A 1,468-nucleotide genomic window follows, 5' to 3' on the forward strand; every position below is an offset into this window, starting at 1 on the left:
CGGGCGGCGGCGGTAGCCGTGCCGGGTGAGCAGTTCTTCGACGCGTTCGCGGGTCTGCGGGGAGACGTCGGAGCGGCCGTTGATGACGCGCGAGACCGTCGGCACGGACACTCCGGCCAGGCGCGCGATCGCGGCAATAGTGATCTTGCGGGATTCGTCCGCAGCCACGGGCAGCTCCTTCGTCACCGCTTCAGCCTACGGCCGGAAGGTTTCGGCGCGGCAGAGCGTACCTGGGGCGCGCTCAGGCCGTCACTGCCGTCCCTCAAGCGCTCGAGAAGTTGCGGAAATATACCGGAAGAACCCGGTCCGTCGTCAACCCTTGACGCTGCCGGCGAGGCCGCCGATGAGTTGGCGTTCGGCGATGGCGTAGAAGCCGAGGGCGGGGATCATGGACAGGACGACGTAGGCGAGGACTCTGGCGGTGTCGTCGGCGTATTGGCCTTGGAAGGCTTGGACGCCTACGGGCAGGGTCCACCAGCTCTGGTCGGTGAAGACGACCAGGGGTAGGAAGAAGTTGTTCCAGCTGGCGACGATGGCCAGGACGGAGACGGTGGCCAGGGCGGGTTTGGCCATGGGTAGTAGGACGCGCCAGAAGAAGCCGAAGGGGGTGCAGCCGTCGAGGGTGGCGGCTTCTTCTACTTCGGCGGGGATGGTGCGGAAGAACTGGCGCAGGATGATGATCGTGGTGGGTAGTCCGAAGGCGGCTTGCGGCAGGATGACGCCGAGGGGGTTGTCGAGGAGTTCCATGCTGCGCAGGAGGATGAACAGCGGGAGGATGGCCACGGCGAAGGGGAACATGAGGCCGATGGCGAAGAGGGTGAACAGTAGTTCTCGGCCGCGGAAGGCGAAGCGGGCGAAGACGAAGGCGGCCATGGCGCTGGCGGCTACGACGACGGCGACGGTGGCCAGGGCGATGATGGTGCTGTTGGCGAGTTGTCGCCAGAAGACGCCGTCGGCGAGGATGCCGGTGTAGTTCTCGGGGTGCCAGGGGTCGGGCCAGCCCAGGGGGTTGGTGGACAGTTGTCCGTTGTCCTTGAATCCGCCGAGCACACCGAACCCGACGGGCACCACGATCAGCGAGCCGATCGCGATGGAGACGACGTGCAGGACGACGCGACGCGCCCGGACTGCCGGGTTCTCCGAGGTGGTCATCTCTGCACTCCCCTGGTGGTGATCGCGCCCTCGGTGTCGCGGCGCAGCACGAACCGCTGGTAGAACAGGGCGAAGACGAAGCTCAGCACGAACATGACGATGCTGATGGCGCTGGCGTAGCCGACCTCGAAGCGGCGGAAGCCGCGGTCGAACATGGTGACGGCCATGGTCTCCGAGGCGTGGATGGGGCCGCCGCCGGTGAGCACCCAGACCATGTCGAACAGCTGGATGCTGCCGATCACGGACAGGAACACGCTGATCCGGATGGTCGGCCCGAGCAGCGGCAGCGTCACGTGCCGGAACACCTGCCACGCGC

The 1,468-nt window shown here is 66.7% G+C and carries 3 protein-coding genes; all 3 read right to left on the reverse strand.

All coding sequences use genetic code 11. From position 1 onward, the window contains the following. On the reverse strand, positions 1-168 hold a 168-nt coding region (locus FLL47_RS42535; RefSeq protein ID WP_144128378.1), incomplete at its 3' end, for a LacI family DNA-binding transcriptional regulator. Between the two features lie 144 nt (positions 169-312). Continuing rightward, positions 313-1,152 carry a carbohydrate ABC transporter permease gene (locus tag FLL47_RS42540; protein WP_144128376.1) on the reverse strand — a complete coding sequence of 280 codons (840 nt, stop codon included), beginning with the start codon at positions 1,150-1,152 and terminating at the stop codon, positions 313-315. Continuing rightward, positions 1,149-1,468 (reverse strand): carbohydrate ABC transporter permease (locus FLL47_RS42545; RefSeq protein ID WP_144128377.1); only part of this gene is annotated, 320 nt, incomplete at its 5' end. The genes FLL47_RS42540 and FLL47_RS42545, both read right to left, overlap by 4 nt.

It is taken from the genome of Catellatospora sichuanensis, from assembly GCF_007483665.1.
GTDB lineage: Bacteria > Actinomycetota > Actinomycetes > Mycobacteriales > Micromonosporaceae > Catellatospora > Catellatospora sichuanensis.

Excerpts from the sequence above, each read along its gene's own strand:
- FLL47_RS42540 (WP_144128376.1), bottom strand. The coding sequence starts at position 1,152 with ATGACCACCTCGGAGAACCCGGCAGTCCGGGCGCGTCGCGTCGTCCTG.